Below are 254 nucleotides of genomic sequence, written 5' to 3'. Positions count from 1 at the left end.
CCTTGCAGACGCCCGATGCGGATTTCCAACTGATCGATATCGACACGGCTTGGACCTGCTCCAACCGTATCGAGCTCATCTGTCTTCGGCTTCGGCGCGCCCTCGCGCGTGAGCCTGTTGCGCTCTGCGTTCACTTCGTTGATCTTGTCTTTGTAGTAGGCGTCGAGCCGGGGCGCCACGCGCTGGCCCAGCGCTTCAATGTCGTCGATGTCGATGATCCCCGCGAAGCGTTTCTCCACCGCCTCGATCATCGC

1 protein-coding gene is annotated in these 254 nt (G+C 61.0%); it reads right to left on the bottom strand.

Annotated elements, in window-relative coordinates; all coding sequences use genetic code 11:
* Positions 1-254: hypothetical protein (locus tag SB771_RS35795; protein WP_410722142.1), on the bottom strand; the 254-nt coding region annotated here is incomplete at both ends.

The organism is Burkholderia sp. SIMBA_051, from assembly GCF_046534915.1.
GTDB classification, from domain to species: domain Bacteria; phylum Pseudomonadota; class Gammaproteobacteria; order Burkholderiales; family Burkholderiaceae; genus Burkholderia; species Burkholderia ambifaria.
The sequence above is the reverse complement of the archived record's forward strand: the minus strand, read 5'-3'. Positions and strand labels throughout refer to the sequence as shown.